We start from the raw sequence: 18,951 nt of genomic DNA, 5'->3' as shown, positions 1-18,951 counted from the left end.
CGGGGCTGTCGCGCCGTTGCGCAAAAAGCACCAGGGACAGTGAGCCCGCCAGGCTTGCTGGCAGCTCGCAGACGCTAAAACATCCGCCGCAGCGGGGCTGACATGGGAAGCCGGGACATGGCGCGGGGCCTGTCCCGCTGAGGCACCACGGCCCGCGCCGGCCCTGGGGCCGGCGCGGGGAAAAGCACTTGCAGCGGCCTCAGAGACGCCGCTGGCGCTTGAGCTGGGGGATGGTGGTGGCGGGGATTTCCAGGCGCTGCAACTGGCCCAGGGTATGGGCCGCCAGCGCCGCCAGGGTCGGCTGGCTGAACAACAGGCGGGCATCGGCGTGCAGGCCTTCCTGGCGCATCCGCGCCACCAGGCTGACCGCCAGCAGGGAATGCCCGCCCAGTTCGAAGAAGTGGTCGTGGCGCCCTACCCGCTCCACTTGCAGCACCTCGGCCCAGAGCCGCGCCAGGGTGGTTTCAAGCGGCCCCTGGGGCGGCTCGAAATCGCGGCTCAGCACCGCTTCCAGGCCCGGCTCCGGCAGTGCATCGCGCGCCAGCTTGCCGTTGGCGCTCAGGGGCAGCGCCGCCAGTTGCACATAGGCTGCCGGCACCATGTACTCCGGCAGACGCTCCAGGACATGGGCCCGCAGCGCCTCGATCCCCGGCGCCGCCACCCCGGGGTGCAGGCTGAAATAGGCCACCAGGCGCTCGCCACGCATCAGCACCGCCACCTCGCGCAGGGCCGGGTGGCTGGCCAGCCGCGCCTCGATTTCCCCCAGCTCCAGGCGCAGGCCCCGCAGCTTGACCTGGAAGTCGTTGCGCCCGAGGAACTCCAGGTCGCCGTCAGCGTTGTAGCGCACCCGGTCACCGCTGCGGTACAGCCGGTCGCCGGCGACAAAGGGGCTGTCGATAAAGCGCTCGGCCTGCAACTGCGGCAAGCCCAGGTAACCCCGGGCAACCCCGACCCCGCCAATGTGCAGCTGGCCGCTGACGCCCTGGGGCACCGGCTGGTCATGGGCATCCAGCACATACAGCCGGGTGTTGGTGATGGCCTTGCCGATCGGCAGTTGTACCGGCGGCAACGCTGCCCCGGGCTCCAGGGTCCAGGCGCTGCTGTCCACGGTGGCCTCGGTGGGGCCGTAGACGTTGTGCAAACGGGCTCCGGGCAGGCGCTGGCGGAACAGCCGGGCAATCGCCTCGGTCAGCTCGCCGCCACCGCAGAACACATCGGTCAGGCTGTGGCACTGGCCGGCCTCTTCCAGCTGCAGAAATTGCAGGAGCATGGCCGGCACGAACTTGATCATGCTCACCTGCTCCTCGCGCACCAATTGCGCCAGATACAGCGGATCGCGCTGGCCGTCGGGCCGCGCCAGCAACAGGCGCATGCCCGTGACCAGGGGCCAGAACAGCTCCCAGACCGAGCCGTCGAAGCTGAACGGCGCCTTTTGCAGCAGGGTGCCCCGGGCCCGCTCGCCACACAGCTGCGAACTCCAGTGCATCAGGTTGCCCAGGCCGCGGTGCTCCACCATCACCCCCTTGGGTGTACCGGTGGAACCCGAGGTGTAGATCACGTAGGCCAGGTGCGAAACCGTCAGCCCTGCCACCACGGGATCATGCTGCGGCGCCTGCTCCCAGGTACTGCGGTCGAAGTCGATCAGCGACAGGGGCAGCGGGCCCAGCAGCTCGCGGGTCGGCTGGTGCACCAGCACCGCCAGTGGCTGGCTGTCCTGCACCAGGTAGCGCAGGCGCTCCAGCGGGTAGTCCGGGTCCAGGGGCACATAGGCACCGCCGGCCTTGAGGATGCCCAACAGGCCGATCAGCAGTTCCGGGCTGCGCTGCACGCAGAGCCCGACTCGCACATCCGGCCCCACCCCCTGCTCGCGCAGGTAATGGGCCAGCTGGTTGGCGCGCTGGTTGAGCTGCCGGTAGCTCAGTTGCCGCGCGCCGGCCTGCAGTGCAATGGCCTCGGGCGTGCGCCGCACCTGGGCTTCGAACAGGGCATGCAGGGTCAGCTCCCGCGGGTATTGCGAACGGGTGGCATTGAGCGTTTGCAGCAGGTAGCGCGACTCCACCGGCGGCAGGATCGACAGACTGTGCAACGGCGTCTGCGGCGCCTGTTCCAGGGCCAGCACCAGCGCTTCGAGAGCGGTGCTCAGGTAGCCCAGCAGGCGTTGCGCGCCGATCCGCCGCGGGGCCCGGCAGCCCAGGCGGAACCCCGGTTCCAGGTCGTCCACCGCCAGCATCAGCGGGTAGCTGAGCACCTCTTCGCTGCTCAGCAACTCGACCCCAGGCAAACCCTGCAACAGGTCGCCGCCGAGGTTGTGGCGATAGTTGAGCAAGGCATTGAACAGCGGAGTCGGCGCCGCCACCGCGCTGCAGCGCTGGGCCAGGGACAGCGGCGCCTGCTCGTGGGCAAGCAAGGCACTGAGGCGCTGCTGGGCCTGGCCCAGCCCCTCGGCCACCGTCAGCCCCGCCAGCTCCAGGCGCAGTGGCAAGGTGTTGATGAACATGCCCAGGGCCCGGTCGGCCCCCGCCCCCGCTTGCAGGCGGCCCAGCAATACGCTGCCGAAGAGCACGTCCTCACGGCCGCTGGTACGCCCCAGTACCAGGGCCCAGGCCAGGTGAAACAGGCTGGCGGCGCTGACCCCGAGCTGGCGCACCTGGGTCCGCAGGCGCTGGCCAAGCTCGGCTTCCAGCAGGCCGCTGGCGTGCTGCAGGTCCAGTTGTTCCCCGGGCCGTTCCTGCAGTTCGAAGGCCAGGGTCGGCTCGTCCACCGTGCCCAGGCCGGCCTCGAAGAACGCCTTGTGGGCGCCCTGCCCCTGGCGCGTGCGAGCCACGTAGTCACGGTAGGCATAGGCCGGCGCCAGGCTGGCTTGCCGGCCTTGCACATGGGCGGCGATTTCCGCCAGCAGCACCGCGGTGCTGGTGGCGTCGTTGACCAGGTGATGGAAGCGCAGCAGGCCGATCCAGCGCCCATTGGCCCGGTCCTCGGCCCAGGCCAGGGCCAGCATCGGCGCCTGGCGGATATCCAGCGGGTTGTGCTGCGGGTCGAAGTGCTCGCGCAGGCGCTCCGCTACATGGCCGCCGGGCCCGGCCTGCCACTCTTGCACCGTCAGCCGGGCCTGGCGCCAGACCACCTGCAGCGGCTGCTCCAGCACGTCCCAGACCAGGCTGGTGCGCAGGATGTCGTGGCGCTCGATCACTGCCTGCAGCGCCAGAGCGAAGGCGTCCAGGTCCTCGCGCCGGGCGAAGGCGAACAGCGCGTGCTGCTGGTAGGGATCGCGGGCGGCGGTCATGTGGTGATAGAGCAGGCCCTCCTGCAACGGCGCCAGGGGGTAGATGTCCTGCACATTGGCAGCGCCGCCGGGGATGCAGGCCACCACCCGGTCGATGCTGTCCTGGTCCAGCTCCACCAAGGGCAGCATCGCCGGGGTGATGCGCTGGCAGTCGGGCGGAACGCGGTTGGCCGGGACCTCGACGACCTGCCCGGTGCTCACCGCCGCAGCGAGACTGGCCAGGGTCGGCTGGCCGAACAGCACCCGCACATCGGCCTGCAGGCCGGCCTGGGCCATGCGCTGGATCAGTTGCAGGGCCAGCAGCGAATGCCCGCCCAGTTCGAAGAAGTGATCGTGGCGGCCCACCTGCTCCACCTGCAGCAGCTCGCTCCAGAGCCCGGCCAGGGTGATTTCCAGCGGGCCCTGGGGCGCCTCGTAGGCGCGGCTGATCAGGTCCTCGGGCCCCGGCGCCGGCAGCGCCCGGCGGTCCAGCTTGCCGTTGCCGGTCAGCGGCCAGGCGTCGAGCGGTACGTAGGCCATGGGCAACATGTACTCCGGCAACTGCTGGCGCAGAAATTCCCGCAGTTGCAGGGCCGTGACCGCCTGGCGCGGAATGAACCAGGCCAGCAACTGGCCGTCCCGGGCCTGGACCAGCGCCTCGCGCACTGCCGGGTGATCCCCCAGGCGGGTCTCGATTTCCCCCAGCTCGATGCGCAGGCCGCGGATCTTCACCTGATCGTCGTTGCGCCCCAGGTATTCCAGGCTGCCGTCCTCCCGCCAGCGAGCCAGGTCGCCGCTGCGGTACATGCGCGCGCCGGGACGGTCGCTGAAGGGGTCCGCAAGGAAGCGTCCGGCGTTCATCCCATCGCGGTTGAGGTAACCCCGGGCCACCCCGCCACCGCCCACATAGAGCTCGCCGGGCACGCCGATGGGCAGCAGTTGCTGCTGTTCATCCAGCAGGTAGATCCGGGTATTGGCGATGGGCCGGCCGATATGCAGGGCCTGCCCGGCCTCGATGGCCCCGGAAGTGGCGACCACCGTGGCCTCGGTGGGGCCGTAGTTGTTGATCACGGCAAACCCGGGGTCAGCAGGCAACTGGCGCAGGCGGTCGCCGCCGATCAGCAAGGTGCGCAGGGTCGGGTGGCCCAGTTGCTGGCTGAGGGCGTACTCGGCCACCGGGGTCGGCAGAAAGCTCACCTCCAGCGGCTGGGCGCGCCACCAGGCCAGCAGGCGGTCCAGCTCCTCGGGGCCGTCGCTGACCGGCGCCAGGTGCAGGGTCGCCCCGGCGCACAGGGCCGGCCAGACTTCCCAGGCCATGGCATCGAAGCCGAAACCGGCAAGGCATGAGGTGTGGCTGCCAGCCTGGAGGTCGAAAGCCCGGCCATGCCAGTCCACCAGGTTCGACAGGCTCTGGTGCTCCACCATCACGCCCTTGGGCTGGCCGGTGGAGCCGGAGGTGTAGATCACGTAGGCCAGGTGCTCGGCGGTCAGCCCGGCGGCCTCGGCAATCTCGCCCGGGCCATCCAGCCACTGGCCGTTGTCGAGGTCGATCAGCGGCACGTTCAGCGTCGGCAGGCACTGGCGCAGGGCGCCCTGGGTCAACACCGCCCGCGGTGCGCTGTCGTGCAGCAGGAAGGCCAGGCGCTCAGCCGGATGGGCCGGGTCCAGGGGTACATAGCCCGCGCCGGCCTTGAGAATCGCCAGCAGCCCCACCAGGGTTTCCGGGCTGCGCCGGGCGACGATGGCCACCCGCGCATCCGGCCCCACTCCCAGCTCGCGCAGGTGCAGGGCCAGGGCGTTGGCCCGGCGGTCGAGCTGTTCATAGCTGAGGGCCTGGCCCTGGGCGACCAGGGCAATGGCCTGGGGCGTGCGCCGGGCCCAGGCTGCAACCCGGGCGTGAATCCGCTGTTCGGCGGCGGCTGGCTGTTCGTTGGCGTTCCAGGCCTGCAAGCGGCGCAGCTCGGCGGCAGGCAGCAGGGAGAAGCGGGCCACCGGCAGTTGCACATTGTCCAGCCCCTGCTCCAGCACATGCAGCAGGCGCGCGGCCAGGGCCTCGATTTCCTCGGGCTGGAAATACGCCGAGTCGTAGACGTAGTGCATCCAGGCGCTGTCATCGAAGCTGTTGCTGCGCAGGTGGATGGCCAGGGGCGTGGGCTCGTGGCGGTTGGAGACTTTCACCGATGAGGCCGCCGCCTCGCCGTAGCGGTAGTCCAGGTCTTCCAGTTCGTAGGACAGCGACAGCTCGAACAGCTGCGCGCGGTCTTCGCGCAGCAGGCCGAGGGCGCGGTTGAGTTCGCTCAGGGGAAAGCGCTGGTGGCGGAAGTCCTGTTTCAGTACATCGCGCACCGCCCCCACCAGGGCCTCGAAGCTCAGTTCGCGGCCGAAGTCCATGCGCACCGCGCTGACCTGGGTGAAGGAACCCAGGGTCACCTTGAAGGCCGCATTGGGGCGGTTCAGCACCGGCATGCCCAGGACCCATTCGTCCCGTTGCAGGGTGCGGGTGAAGTACACATGCAGCGCCGCCAGCAGCACATGAAAGGCCGAGGCCCCGGTGCTCTTGCCCAGGGCCTTCATGCGTTCGTGCAAGGCCGCGGGGAACGCCTGGACCAGGGTCGCCCCCGGGGTCGCGGCGTCGGCGGCGGGCCGGTAGCGCGGGCGCAGCACCGGCTCCGGCAGGCTCTGGTACTTGTCCAGCCAGTAGTCGCGGTCCCGGGCATAGCGGCTGGATTGGTGGTAGCGGGCGTCGTCCTCGATGAAGTCGACAAAGGACGGCGCCGTGGCCTGGGGCTCCTCGCCGCTGGCCAGGGCGCTGTAGAGCCCGCCCAGGGACTGGGACAGCTGGGCGAACCCCCAGCCGTCGAGGATCAGGTGATGGGCCTCGACTTCCATCAGGTGATGCTCGGGGCCCACCCGGAACAGCGAGAAGCGGCACAGCCGTTCGCCGTCGAGCTTGAACGCCTGCTGCATCTGCCGGCGGATCTGCGCCTGGGCCGCCGCCAGCGGATCGGCCGCCGCGGACAGGTCATGGAACACCAGCTCCACCGGCCACTGCCGGTCGAAGTGCTGCAAGGGCAGGCCGTCGACGCTGCCCTCCAGGGACAGCACCGTGCGCAGCACGTCGTGCTTGTCCACCAGCAGCTCCACGGTGCGCTGCATCAGCTCGGGCCGGAACGGCCCCTTGAGCACGGCATAGCCGCCGATGTTGTACAGCGGCGAGTCGCCCCGGCTCAGTTGGTCGAGCCAGATATCGCGCTGCCCGGCGGTCAGCGGCAGGCCCCGGGCCTGTACCGGACCGGCGTTCATGCGCGCCCCCGGGCGGGGTGCCCGGCCCATGGCGGGCAGTGGCTGGCTGGGGTGACTGGCGCGACGAAAGCGCCCACGGCTGCGGCGGAAAAATGCGTCATAAGATCCTTCTCATGTGATGGGCCCGGGCACCGGCGTCCGCGGATTTAAGCATCGGCCCCAGGGCCTGTATGTCACCCGAAACCCGGACAGTTCCGGCCCCGGTCGGCCACCTCGGGCAGCACCGCGCCGGGCTGTTGCAGCAGCTCTGCTGATCAGCTGAATCGGCTGTAGGAAATTGGCTACGCGTGAACGACGCTCATGGCCTGCGGAGGGCTTTTGCGTTCCACCGCAGGCTTGCCCCTCGGGCAACCTTGACGCCGGGAAACACCCCGCCGGCGGGCGCGACGGGGCCGTCGCAAGGGCTTGACCCAGAGCCTTGGCGAGGCCCTGGCAGGGCCATGATGTCCCGGTTTCCCCCTACAGACGCCAGGCAAAGCCATAGGCTTAAATCAACGCCCGGGAACTGGATCAGGTTCATCGGGAATCTGCCACGGCATGCCGCGGCAAGCGCGCGTCGATCAGCGATTTGTCTCGATCAAGGATGATAAGGATATGAGTCTGACCAGCAGTATTGCGAACCTGGAAACCCCGCACTTCTACTTCGAACTGGGGCAGTTGATTTCCAGCTCCGGCCACCCGCAGTTCGCCAGCGAAATGCTGCAACTGGTGGACAAGCTGGTGCCTCTGACCCAACTGGTACTCAGCGAATGGACCCTGGACGAACGCCAGGCCAGCCCCCTGGCCATTACCCTGCTGGGGCGCGCCGGGCTGCACAAGGACCTGCCACTGCCGGAGCCGCCGCGACGCCATGACCCGCTGCTGCAGCAAATGCTGGAAATGGACGACTCGCTGCTGATTCAAATGAATGCCCAGGCCCGCAGCGGCCCTTCCCGCACCACCGCGCACCAATGCCACCTGGTCTCGCGCAAAGCCAATCGCCGCTGTGTCATCGCCCTCTACCGGGCTCCCGACCAGGGCGGTTTTTCCCTGTCCGAACTGTCGTTTCTCAAGAGCCTGTCGCAGACCCTGCTGCCGTTGCTGGAACGCCACGCCCAGCTGCACCGGCAACAGGCCCTGAAGAACCTGCGCAGCTGGAGTGCCAAGCCCGCCGATGCCTTGCAGCAGACACCGCTGCAACGGGAGTTCGATGAGCGCCTGTCCCTGGGCGACATCACCCTCTCGGCGCGGGAAAAGGAAGTCTGCCTGGGGTTGCTGACCGGCGGCACCGTGCCGGAAATGGCCCAGCGCCTGAGCGTCAAGAACAGCTCGGTGGAAACCTACCTCAAGCGCGCCGCCGCCAAGCTCGGGGTCAGCGGCCGTCACGGGCTGGCCAAGTGGATGGTCGGCGCCTGAAACCGCCCGCACGCCCCTGGCTGTCCGCCATCAGGATGTGCTTGTCACGAGGCTGATCAATGCGTAATTCCCCACTGACCCTGGCGGCCCTGGCCCTGGCCCTCGGCGGCTGCTCCCTGGCCCCGGACTACCAGCGCCCGACCGCTCCCGTGGCGCCCCAGTACCCACAGGGCGCAGCCTTCGCCCCCGCTGCCGGCAACCCGGGGGCCGACTGGCAGGGACTGTTCCAGGACCCGTTGCTGCAGCAATTGATTCACAGCGCCCTGCAGAACAACCGCGACCTGCGAGTGGCGGCGCTGAATGTCGCGGCCTACCAGGCCCAGTACCGCATCCAGCGTGCCGACCTGTTCCCGGCGGTGAGCGCCGGCGTCTCGGGCAAGCGCCAGCGCCTGCCGGAACAGATGACCGGCAGCAAGGCACTGATCAGCTCCAGCTACTCCGCCAACCTGGGCATCAGTGCCTATGAGCTGGACTTCTTCGGGCGCATCCGCAGCCTCAGCCAGCAGGCGCTGATGACCTACCTGTCCAGCGAAGAGGCACGGCGCAGCGCGCAGTTGAGCCTGGTGGCCAATGTCGCCACGGCCTACCTGAGCTGGTGTGCCGACCAGGAGTTGCTGGAGCTGACCCGCAAGACCCTGGCCGCGGACGAACAGAGCCTGCGCCTGACCGCCCGCAATGGCAGCGCCGGCAAGATCTCGGCCCTGGATGTGGCCCAGGCCCGCACCAGCGTCGACAGTGCCCGCGCCAGCCTGGCCCGCTACCAGCGCCAGGTGGCCCAGGACCTGAACAACCTGACGCTGCTGGTGGGGGCGCCGCTGCCCGACACCCTGCCCCGGCGCGGGCTGGCTGAAGGCATGCTGGCCCAGGTGCCCGCGGGCCTGCCCTCGGACCTGCTGCAGCGGCGCCCGGACATTCTCCAGGCCGAGTACCAGTTGCAGGCCGCCAACGCCAATATAGGCGCGGCCCGTGCAGCGTTCTTCCCCAGCGTCAGCCTGACCGCCAACGCCGGCAGCGCCAGCAAGGAGCTGTCCGGGCTGTTCAAGGGTGGTGCCGGGGCCTGGACCTTCCAGCCGCAGATCAACCTGCCGATCTTCAATGCCGGCAGCCTGCGGGCCAGCCTGGATTACGCCCGGCTACAGAAAGACATCAGCGTCGCCCAGTATGAAAAGGCCATCCAGACCGCCTTCCAGGAGGTCGCCGACGGCCTGGCCGCGCGCCAGACCTTCCAGCAGCAACTGAGTGCCCAGCACAGCCTGGTGCAGGCCAGCCAGGACTACTACAACCTGGCCGAGCACCGCTACCGCATCGGCGTCGACAGCAACCTGGTGTTCCTCGATGCCCAGCGCTCGCTGTTCAGCGCCCAGCAAGGGCTGATCAACGACCGCCTGGCGCAGTTGCTGGCCGAGGTAAATCTGTTCCGGGCCCTGGGTGGTGCCTGGGAGGATGGCGCGCAGGCACCGAGCCTGGCCCGCGCCCAGACCTTGCCCTGAGCCACTGGCGATGGCCAGGTATCAGGGGGCTGGAGCGATGAGATGTTGAGGGGATGCGGGGACCGGGGCCATGAGTGCCCCACGCTGTAGAACCAACCCGGTCAGCCTGGGCAGTAGGCGAAACATGGACCGGGCAGGCAGGTACAGCCGTGTTGCAGCCCGCCCTGACCAACCACCGCCATTCAGCGTGTTGCCTGTGGTAGCTGGCCGGGCGAACGGGGAGCGAGTCTAGACAGCGCCCCCCACAGCGTCTGTAGGAAAATTCTGAATTCAGAACGTTCCGAATCTCGGAGTGGAATCGGATAAAGCACGCCCGTTCCACGGCCCTGCGAAGGGGGTTGGCCGCGAGTGCCTAACGGGTGCCCGGCACCAGGTCGAGGATCTCGTCGATGCCCAGGCACCGCGGCTCCACCTCCAGGGTCCGGCCATGCTCGAGAATCCCCACCGCCACATCACGCATGGCCATGTAGGCACTGCGCAGCATGTGGTTGGCGTAGATCACCGCGTTGAAGCCGGCCCCCTCCAGCTCGTCGAAACTCAAGTGAGCGTAGCTGGTGGGCACACAGATCAGCGGCACCCGCGGGCAGTGGCGGCGGAACAACCGGGCGAACTCGAGGATCTCCAGGCCGTCCTTCTTGCGGCTGTGGATCATGATCCCGTCGGCGCCGGCCGCGACATAGGCCAGGCAGCGCTCGATGGCATCGTCCATGCCCTTGTCGAGGATCAGGCTTTCACAACGGGCGATGATCAGCAGATCCTCGTGGCTGCGGTTGGCGCAGCCCACGCGGATCTTTTCGCAGAACTCCTCGATGGAGTCCTGGAGCTGGCTCACCGCGTTGCCGAACAGCGAGTTCTTCTTCAGCCCGCACTTGTCCTCGATCACCACCGCCGAGACCCCGGCCCGGTCCAGCATCTTCACGTGGATGGCGAAGTGCTCGGCCTTGCCCCCGGTATCGCCGTCGAAAATCATCGGCAACGAACACACATCGAAGATCTCGCGGATGCCGTGCAAGCGGTTGCTCGGCGAGAGGATCTCGATGTCCGGCAGGCCCTTGTGGGTCGAGTCGGTAAGGGAGCTGGACCAGATGGCGTCGTAGACCAGGCTCGGTCCGCTGCCCCGCTCCAGCCTGGATTGCTCCGCCAGCAGGGCGGAGATCGGGCTGTGGGCTTCGAGCACGCGAAGGCAGCGCTTGCGGCGCAGCAACTGGCTCAGGTTGGTTCGGCGAATATCAGCTTCCTGCATGGGATTCACACGCCTCTTGTGGTTGGGGAGCACCGGGTTCGCTCAGGGGTGGGTCATGTCCAGGGCCACCACGTAGCGGTCGAAATCCGCCGCCGAGACATAGCCCAGCTGCTGGGCCACTTCCCGCAGCGACTTGCCCTCGTGGTGGGCGGTCTTGGCGATGATCGCGGCCTTGTCATAGCCGATGTGGCGGTTGAGGGCGGTCACCAGCATCAGGTTCTTCTCGATATTGGCCTCGATGCGCGCCCGGTTCGGCTCGATGCCCACCGCGCAGTGGTCGTTGAAGGCCCGGCAGGACTCGGCCAGCAAGGTGATGCTTTCCAGCACGTTGTGCACCATCACCGGCTTGTAGACGTTGAGCTGGAAATTGCCCTGGCTGCCGGCGAAGGCCACGGTGGCGTCGTTGCCGAAGACCTGGGTACAGACCATGGTCAGCGCCTCGCACTGGGTCGGGTTGACCTTGCCCGGCATGATCGAGGAGCCCGGCTCGTTCTCTGGAATGTCGATCTCGCCGATGCCGCAGCGCGGCCCGCTGGCCAGCCAGCGCACGTCGTTGGCGATCTTCATCAGGGCCATGGCCAGGGTGCGGATCGCCGCCGAGGTGTTGACCAGGGCATCGTGGGCCGACAGGGCGAAGAACTTGTTGGCGCAGGACTTGAACGGGTAGCCGGTGAGCTCGGCGATGATTCGTGCGCACTCGTCGCCGAACTGCGGGTGGGAGTTGAGCCCGGTGCCCACCGCCGTGCCGCCGATGGCCAGGTCGTAGAGGCCGGTGAGGTTGTGCTGGATGGCCGCCAGGGCGTAGTCGATCTGCTCGACCCAGCCACCGATCTCCTGGCCCAGGGTGATGGGGGTGGCGTCCTGCAAGTGGGTGCGTCCGACCTTGACCACATCGCGGTACTGCTCGGCCTTCTCGAACAGCGTGTCGCGCAGCACCGAGACGCCCGGCAGCAGGGTTTCGAAGATCTCCGTCACCACCACCATGTACATCGCCGTGGGGAAGGTGTCGTTGGACGACTGGCCACGGTTGACGTGGTCGTTGGGGTGGATCGGCTTCTTGCTGCCCAGCTCGCCGCCGAGCATCTCGATGGCCCGGTTGGCGATCACTTCGTTGGCGTTCATGTTGGACTGGGTGCCGGAACCGGTCTGGAACACCACCAGCGGGAAATGCTCGTCCAGTTGCCCGCTGATCACCTCATCCGCCGCCTTGACGATGGGCAGCGCAATGGCTTCCGGCAGCTCGCCGAGCTTGAGGTTGGCCAGGGCCGCGGCCTTCTTCAGGATGCCCATGCTGCGGATCATCGGCGCCCCCCACTGGAAACGTGCACGGCCGATGGGGAAGTTGTGGATGGAGCGTTCGGTCTGGGCTCCCCAGTACTTGTTGGACGGTACCGAAATGGAACCCATCGAGTCGGATTCAAGACGCATGTGGGTAGTTCTCCAATAAATGAATGAGGGTCCGGCCTGCGGTGCCGGGCAGGCGCCCTGCCCGGCCTGGTTGGCAGGCGCTTATTCCTTGAGTACGGAGGCCATCTTCTCCAGGTGCTGGCAGGCGCGCAGCACGTACTCATCGGACAGCGCTGCGATGCGCCGGTAGTTGACCTGCTGGCCGGTGGCCTGGGTGTAGAGCTTCAGGGCGTCGGTGGCGTGGCGGAAATGCCGGGCCTCGACGGCGCCGCAGTGAACGCTGAGGAAGCCGGCGATGCGGTTGGCTTCCCCGGCGGGGTAACCGCAGGATTCGCGCAGCCAGTTCTTCCACAGCGGTGTCATCAGGTTGTACTCGCCGGTGTTGAACAGCTCGGTCAGGGCCATCATCTCCAGGGCTTCCACCAGGTTCGGGGCCAGCGGGCGCTTCTCGCCGACCCAGGTGGAGAACTCCTTGGTGATGGGGTTCAGGTACTTGTCCTGCAGGCGCCAGTTGTCCGAGCCGCAGATGGCCGAGGCCATGCGGTGGTAGAGCTTGGAATGGTGGGGATGGCCGTGCATCTCGCCCAGGCCGACGTCCTCGACGATGATCTCGCCGCAGTGCCGGGCCGCCTCCAGCAGCTTGAGCTTGTTGTCATCACCGGGCAGGTCCTCGGACTCCTGCAGCAGCCGCACGATGATGCTGGACACCGCATGAGCCGCGCCATCCGGGCTGCGCCAGCCGCAGAAAAAGGTGCACAGCGAGTCCTCGGACCACTTGCGCGAGGTCATGCGCTGGTAGGTCAGGCAGTAGCCGTCCAGCTTGTCGGGGTGGTTTTCAAAGCCCGTCAGCAGGGCCTCCACCAGGTTGCGGTCCTCGACATCCACCAGGGCCTGGTGCACGTAGCCGATGAACGCCTTGCGGGAACTCTCCATGTTTTTCTCCTGTAATTGTTCTTCACTTCACGGACAACAAGATGAACGACGCCGGCCCGGGCCACGGCGGGCTCGGGAACGGGCTTGATCCCCTGGGGGCTGGGCTGCCGGGAGCCGCTTCAGTCGATGACGATCGCCGAGATGAACTGGGCGAAACGGCCCAGGCCCTCGATCAGTTCCTCATATTCCACGGCGTAGGAAATGCGGATGCAGTGGGGGTCGCCACAACCGGAGCCGGGCACCACCGCGATGTGCGCCTCGGTCAGCAGCAGGTCGGCCAGGTGATCCACATCGCGCACTGCTTCGCCGTGGTAGTAGCCGCCGAGCCGGGAAGAGACATCGATATACAGGTAGAAGGCGCCTTCCGGCGGCGCATAGCTCACCCCTTCCAGGCGGTCGAGGTAGGTGCGTGCGGCGTGCAGCTGGCGTTGCAGGAACGGGTTGACCAGGTCGGCAAAGTGCGACGAATCGGCGTTCAGGGTATTGAGCGCGGCGTACTGGGACAGGCTGCTGGGGTTTGAGGTGGTGTGCCCCTGCAGGTTGTGCATGGCCGCGATCACCGGCGCCGGGGCGCAGGCGTAGCCGACCCGCCAGCCGGTCACCGCCTGGCTCTTGGAGAAGGAATCGATCAGCACCGTCTGCCCTTTCAATGCCGGGCACAGCGCCAGGATGTTGTGGTGCTCGCGGCCTTCGCGCACCAGGCCGCGATAGCACTCATCGAACATCACCCACAGTTGCCGCTCCTGGGCCAACTGAGCGATGGCCAGCAGTTGCTCGCGTTCATAGACGGTGCCGGTGGGGTTGTTGGGGGTGTTGATGACGATCATCCGGGTGCGCTCGGTGAGCGCGCCACGCACCGCGTCCACCGTCAGCCGGTAGTGGTCGGCGCGGGTCTGGACGCACACCGGGGTGGCGCCGGCCAGGCGGATCTGGGTGGGAAAGGTTTCCCAGTACGGGGTGGGCACTATCACCTCGTCCCCGGGGTTGAGCAGCACCATGCAGGCGTTGTAGAGCGCTTGCTTGGCCCCGGCGGTGACCGCCACTTCATTGGCGGCGAACTCCACCCCGGTGCGCTGGCTGACCCGTTGCGCGAGCTTCTCGCGCAGGGCCGGCAGGCCGATGGGCGGGGTGTAGCGGTTGCGCGCATTGGCGATGGCTTCGATGGCCCCGGCGCGCATGTCCTCGCAGGCATCGAAGGACAATTCGCCGGCGGCGAAATTGATCACCTTGATCCCGCTTTCCTTCAGGGCGTTGGCTTTGCTGCGCATGCTCGAGGTGCCTGGAGCACTGAGGCCCAGCGCACGCTGGGACAAGGAAAAACGGACGGCCGTGGCTTCGCTGCTTGTCATTTTTGTACCTGCGAAAACAATCGGAAAACAGAGTGGACCGAGCCTGTACCCATGCGCCTCCGGCAACCTGGAAAGCTGGTCTAGGCTGGTCGTCTTACATTCTGATGACAGTCGCAAATAGCGGCCAATACTGTTTGCGTCGTGATTGATACTGGAAAAACAAGAAATGCTAGAGCTCCGTCGTCTGCGTTATTTCGTCACCGTTGCCGATGAATTGCACTTCGGCCGCGCCGCCCTGCGCCTGCGGATCGCCCAACCGCCGCTGACCCGGCATATCGCCGCCCTGGAGGCGCGCCTGGGCATCCGCCTGTTCGAACGCTCGACCCGCACCGTGTGCCTGACCCCGGAGGGCGAACTGTTCCTGCAGCAGGCCCGGGGGGTGATCAGTGCCGTCGGCGAGGCCGAGGCCACCGCGCGCAAGATCGCCCATGGCGCCATCGGCCGTATCGTCATCGGCTATGCCAGCTCGATTCCCCTGTCCAACGCTTTCTCCGAGATGATCCGCAACACCAGCCGCAGCCTGCCGGAGGTGGAGCTGGCGTTTCGCGAGGTGTCCACCGCCAGCCAGCGCCAGCAGTTGATCGATGGCAGCCTGGATATCGGCTTTGGCTGGGGGGCGCCCAACTTGCCGGCCCACGGTTTGCAGTCGCTGGTGAGTTCGCGCGATTCCCTGGTGGTGGCGGTGCCGTCGCGCAGCGCCTTCGCCGGCAGGAGCAGCCTGGGGTTTTGCGAACTGGCGGGGGAATCCTTCGTGACCTTTCCCAGCGCCTACGGATCGGCCCTGAACACCGCCCTGGAGGACCTCTGCGCCCACAGCGGGATCATCCCGCGCCTGGGGCCCACGGCGTCACAGATGACCACCCTGGTGTCCCTGGTGGCGGCGGAGCGCGGGGTGGCCGTGGTGCCCGACTACACCGCGACCCTGCAGCGTCCCGGGGTGGTCTATGTGCCGCTGGCCGAGCCCTATGTGCTGGAACAGACGGTCAGTTGGCGCACGCCCCTGGGGTCGCGCTGCCTGGAGCGCTTCGTCGAACTGGCCAGGACCCTGGCAGCGCCGCTGCCGGCCCCTGCCGCGGGGCCCGAATGGCGCCTGCGCGGCTAGCGCTCCACCAGCAAGCAGCAGGCCCGGACAATCCCGCTCCGGGCCTGCGCTTTCAGGGCATTGGCGGGACCTCAGCCGGGGCTGGGCAAGGATCGGGCGTCGGCGTCCAGGCCACGCTGCACGTACCAGGACAGCGGCAGGGTCAGCAGCAGGGTCGCGGCCAGGGCCATCACCGCCAGGGGAATCCCGGTGACGTCGCCGAGGCTGCCGAACAGCACCGGCGCCAGTGCCCCGCCGCCGATGGTGCCGGTGTAGAACAGCGAGAACGCCTGCTCGCGCTTGCCCGCCCCCGCCAGGTCCGGCACCGCGCCATAGAGCACCGACGAGGTGCCGTTCAGCGCCAGCCCCAGCAGCGGCAGCATCACCATCAACCCCACATAGGGCAGGAACACCGCCAGCACGATCAGGCTGGCGGTGGTGAACTCGGTGATCCACACGGTCTTCATCATGCCGATGCGCGCCCCGAGGTAACCGCACAGCAGCTTGCCGAAAGCGCCACCGACGAACAGCAGGGTCAGGGCCAGGCCGATACCGGCGGTGCCGGCGCCCTTGGCCTTGAGCAGGAACGGCAGGAAGGTCAGGAAACCCATGCGTACCGCACTGTCCAGGGTGCCGGTGAGGATCAGTGCCCGCAGGCCGCCGACCGAGCCCTGGCCCTTGACCGTCTTCGGCGCCTTTTCCTGCATGGCCAGGGTCGCCGCCCGGGACGGGATCAGCCACCACAGCGCCAGCGCAGCGGCCAGCCCCAGGAGGCCGATCAGGGTCACGCTGGCACGCCAGCTGATCACGGTCAGCAGCAGCCCCACCAACCCGGGAATCAGGGTCTTGCCGATGTCCCCGGCGAAGTTGTACTGGGACAGCGCTTCCTTGACCCCGCCGCCAGCCTCGTGGGTGTCAGTGATGATCGAAGACGCCAGCGGGTGCTGGGTACTGGCCCCCAGGCCGCCCAGCAGCAGCGCCAGAAGCAGCACCCCCAGCCCCCCGGCCTGCCCCGCCAGCAGGTAGGCCAGCCCGGCCAGGGCAGTGCCACCCACCAGCAGGCGCTCGCGCCCCCAGCGCTTGGCTCCACGGCTGGCCAGCAACTGGAAGCCGGCCATCATCCCGGAATAGGCACCGCGCAGCAGGCCGATCTGGGCGTAGCTCATGGCGAACTGCGCCTGCCAGATCGGCAGCAGTACATAGATCACGTCAGTCAGGCCGTCATGCACCGCGTGGGCGCCGCAACCGGCCACCAGGGAACGGCGGCGCACCGACACATCGGACGCCGGCAATGCCTCCGGGGAGGCGTGATGGTTCAGGTCATTCATTGTCGAGGCAGGCTGCAAAATGAAAAGGAAGGGTCAATCAGCAACAGGATAGGCGAGCCTGGGTCAGCCACAAGCCCCGTTGCCGGGGCCGGGCCGGAGCCATCAACGCAACAGCTGGGCACAGTCGCGCATTACCCGAGCCTTGCGCTGCAGGTATTCGGCGAAGATTTCCCGCGCGGCCTGCGGGTCGACCCGCACCTGCATGGCATCGACGAACTCGTTGACCGCCGCCACCGCATGGGCGAAGTGATTGCTCTCGGTGCCGCCGGTGTGCACCGTGACCCAGGCCACGGTGGTGCGCGCCTTCTCTGCCGGCACCCCCATGTCGCGGACGAACCACTGCTTGTACAGCGGGTGGATGAACTCCACTTCGCCGTGGGTGTAGACCTCGTGGATCAGGGTGGTCAGCAGGCCCTGCAGCAGGTCGCGGTCACGCAGGCGGCGAAAATCCGTCCAGTCCTTGAAGCCCTGGGCCGAGGGCAGGCAGTTTTCCTTGAGCAGCCACTGGTCATCGCCGCAGATCGGCGTGGCCATGTTGTAGAACAGGTCCGAATGCAGGGTATTGCCCAGGGCGCCCAGGTCTTCATCGGTGATCCGCTGCAGGCTGCCGCAGGCCCGGTACAGGCCGTCGGCGGCTTCCGAGCCCTGCCCGGAGCGGGCCAGCAAGGTGATGCGGTTGGCCAGCCCGGACACACTGGTGGCGGAGTTGTTGGTCTTCGACCAGCTGGCGAAGAACTTGCGCAGCACCGCCGGCTCGTGGCGACGGGAGGTGAGCTTCTCGAAGGCATGCTCGATGTCCACCAGGGCGCCCTCTTCGCTCCAGAACGCCTCGAACAGCGCATGCTTCAAGACACTGGCCGGCATGTCGTTCAACACAGGTTCGACAATCTTCAGCAACTGGCTCTGCCGGGTCAGTACGTTATTCATGGTCACCTCACGTATTCCTTGTTGGATGATGAATCTATCGGGTTGGACGGTTCGCGAGCCGCGACCGGGGTTTGGGGTTCGAGGGGCTTCCAGCCGCCCCAGGCAATCAGCAGCGACAGCAGTTGGAACAGCACGATCAGCGCCACGCAGCCCTGCCAGCCCCAGTGGCTCCAGAGCAGGGCCGGGACCACGGCGCCAAAACTGCCGCCCAGGTAGTAGCAGGTCAGGTACAGGCCCACGGCGCCGGCCTTGTTGTGGCGGGCGGTGGCGGTGGTAAAGGAGTTGGCGGCGGCCTGGGCCAGGAACACTCCGGTGGAACTCAGGGCCAGGCCCAGCACGATCAGCCACAGCGACGGCAGCAGGGTCAGGGCCGAACCGCAGACCCCGAGCAACGCCGCAGCCACCAGCAGCTCGGCCTGGGGCCGCGACTTGCTCAGGCGCCCGGCGATGGGGATCACCACCAGGGCCAGCAGGAACACGCTGTAGATCGCGCCCAGGGCAGCAGCCCCCAGATCGAACGGCGCCTGGCTCAGGTAGAGCCCGGCGTAGGTAAAGGTGGCCACTTGCGAGAACAGCACGCAGAAGCCCACGCCGTAGGCTGCCAGCAAGGGCCGCCGGCACAGCTCGCGCAGGGCACTGAGGCCGCCGGATGCCCGGGGCGCGGTCAGGGGCGGGTTGGCCGGCAGCAGCAAATGAATGGCCACCCCGATCAGCAGGCTCAGGCCCGCGAGCAAGGCAAAGGCTTCGCGCCAGCCCACGTATTCGGTCATGAAACCGGTGACAAAACGCCCGGCAAAGCCGCCCAGCACGGTGCCGGCGACATACAGGCTGGTGACTTCGGTCACGGTGCCGCCGCTCCAGCGGTCGCCGATGTAGGCCACGCTGGTGGCGAACACCACCGGGATCAGCATGCCCTCCACCAGGCGCCAGACCAGCAGCTGGGTAAAGCTGCCGGCATAGGCCGCCAGCCCCGCCGGCACCGCCAGCAACAGCGCGGCCACCACAATCACCCGGCGCTGATCGAAACGCCCGGTAAAGCGGCTGACAAAGGGCGCAGTGAGGGCCACCGCCAGGGTGGTGACGGTGATGCTCCAGCCGGCTTCCCGGATGCTCACCTGAAAGCTCTGGGCAAATTCCTGGAGAATGCCCTGGGTCGCATACAGGTTGAGAAATGCCGCACAACCACACAGAAACAGGGCGATGCGCGCACAATGCTGACGCGAATTCATGAAA

Annotated in this window: 11 protein-coding genes; 3 read left to right on the top strand and 8 right to left on the bottom strand. The window is 67.6% G+C overall.

The features are described from left to right. Positions 1 to 199 precede the first annotated feature (199 nt). Positions 200 to 6,565 (bottom strand): orfamide A non-ribosomal peptide synthetase OfaA, encoded by a 6,366-nt coding sequence (gene ofaA, locus AC1RMG_RS00750; protein ID WP_493167971.1) that lies wholly within the window; start codon positions 6,563 to 6,565, stop codon positions 200 to 202. A gap of 594 nt (positions 6,566 to 7,159) precedes the next feature. Between ofaA and AC1RMG_RS00745 the strand changes: the two genes are divergently transcribed. Together AC1RMG_RS00745 and AC1RMG_RS00740 are read left to right on the top strand one after the other, a co-directional pair. Beyond that, positions 7,160 to 7,960, top strand: coding sequence for a helix-turn-helix transcriptional regulator (locus tag AC1RMG_RS00745; RefSeq protein WP_011060444.1), 801 nt, complete (start codon positions 7,160 to 7,162; stop codon positions 7,958 to 7,960). A 59-nt stretch (positions 7,961 to 8,019) separates the two neighbouring features. Further along, a complete protein-coding gene (locus AC1RMG_RS00740) occupies positions 8,020 to 9,450 on the top strand; it encodes an efflux transporter outer membrane subunit (RefSeq protein ID WP_493167969.1) in 1,431 nt (476 codons plus the stop codon). A 352-nt stretch (positions 9,451 to 9,802) separates the two neighbouring features. Here the strand turns inward: AC1RMG_RS00740 and aepX are convergent, their stop codons facing one another. From aepX to AC1RMG_RS00720, 4 genes are all read right to left on the bottom strand, one after another. After that, on the bottom strand, positions 9,803 to 10,693 hold the full coding sequence (aepX, locus tag AC1RMG_RS00735; protein WP_011060442.1) for a phosphoenolpyruvate mutase: 891 nt from the start codon (positions 10,691 to 10,693) through the stop codon (positions 9,803 to 9,805). 42 nt (positions 10,694 to 10,735) lie between these two features. After that, a complete protein-coding gene (gene fumC, locus AC1RMG_RS00730) occupies positions 10,736 to 12,121 on the bottom strand; it encodes a class II fumarate hydratase (RefSeq protein WP_093406083.1) in 1,386 nt (461 codons plus the stop codon). A gap of 81 nt (positions 12,122 to 12,202) precedes the next feature. Beyond that, positions 12,203 to 13,033 carry a hypothetical protein gene (locus tag AC1RMG_RS00725; protein WP_011060440.1) on the bottom strand — a complete coding sequence of 277 codons (831 nt, stop codon included), beginning with the start codon at positions 13,031 to 13,033 and terminating at the stop codon, positions 12,203 to 12,205. A 119-nt stretch (positions 13,034 to 13,152) separates the two neighbouring features. Further along, a complete protein-coding gene (locus AC1RMG_RS00720) occupies positions 13,153 to 14,382 on the bottom strand; it encodes a pyridoxal phosphate-dependent aminotransferase (protein ID WP_123430351.1) in 1,230 nt (409 codons plus the stop codon). Between the two features lie 166 nt (positions 14,383 to 14,548). On the opposite strand from AC1RMG_RS00720, the gene AC1RMG_RS00715 reads away from it, so the two are divergent. Then, positions 14,549 to 15,484: a LysR substrate-binding domain-containing protein gene (locus AC1RMG_RS00715; protein ID WP_011060438.1), complete on the top strand. Its 936-nt coding sequence runs from the start codon at positions 14,549 to 14,551 to the stop codon at positions 15,482 to 15,484. A gap of 71 nt (positions 15,485 to 15,555) precedes the next feature. Here the strand turns inward: AC1RMG_RS00715 and AC1RMG_RS00710 are convergent, their stop codons facing one another. The 3 genes from AC1RMG_RS00710 to AC1RMG_RS00700 form a co-directional block, all read right to left on the bottom strand. After that, on the bottom strand, positions 15,556 to 16,791 hold the full coding sequence (locus AC1RMG_RS00710; RefSeq protein WP_065363496.1) for an MFS transporter: 1,236 nt from the start codon (positions 16,789 to 16,791) through the stop codon (positions 15,556 to 15,558). A gap of 102 nt (positions 16,792 to 16,893) precedes the next feature. Continuing rightward, the gene (locus tag AC1RMG_RS00705) at positions 16,894 to 17,718 is read right to left on the bottom strand and encodes a hypothetical protein (protein ID WP_011060436.1); all 825 of its coding nucleotides are present in this window, start codon (positions 17,716 to 17,718) and stop codon (positions 16,894 to 16,896) included. A gap of 2 nt (positions 17,719 to 17,720) precedes the next feature. After that, positions 17,721 to 18,947 carry an MFS transporter gene (locus tag AC1RMG_RS00700; RefSeq protein ID WP_011060435.1) on the bottom strand — a complete coding sequence of 409 codons (1,227 nt, stop codon included), beginning with the start codon at positions 18,945 to 18,947 and terminating at the stop codon, positions 17,721 to 17,723. Between the last annotated feature and the right edge of the window lie 4 nt (positions 18,948 to 18,951).

The organism is Pseudomonas sp. GW822-FHT04H02 (assembly GCF_058800645.1).
This window is presented reverse-complemented; position numbering and strand designations above follow the sequence as displayed.